Genomic DNA, 283 nt, shown 5'->3' with positions numbered 1-283 from the left:
CTGTCCAGGTGATGTTGTCAGTCGTAGTCAGGCCAGTCAATGTACCGCCTACCACTGTGATGTCGCTTGCATCAAAGCCTGCTACTGCCTCACTGAACGTGAAGCTGATGTTGGCATCTTCACCTGCTGCAAGTGCAAGGTCATCTGTCGTGATTACAAGGGTTGGTGCTGTCGCATCAACAGTCACTGTGCCGGTTACCGGAGTTGAAACGTTACCTGCTACATCTGTTGCAGTCACGCTCACTGTGTGCGGGCCATCTGCCAACACTGGAAGTGTATTGTC

The 283-nt window shown here is 52.3% G+C and carries 1 protein-coding gene; it reads right to left on the bottom strand.

Annotated features, from left to right (window positions below):
- A partial coding sequence (locus tag HUN22_RS18460; protein ID WP_174732140.1) for an Ig-like domain-containing protein occupies positions 1-283 on the bottom strand: 283 nt, incomplete at both ends.

This window comes from Acinetobacter lactucae (assembly GCF_013344765.1).
In the GTDB taxonomy this organism is placed as follows: Bacteria; Pseudomonadota; Gammaproteobacteria; order Pseudomonadales; family Moraxellaceae; genus Acinetobacter; species Acinetobacter lactucae_A.
Note: the sequence above shows the minus strand (reverse complement) of the source record. Positions and strands in the feature narration are given on the sequence as shown.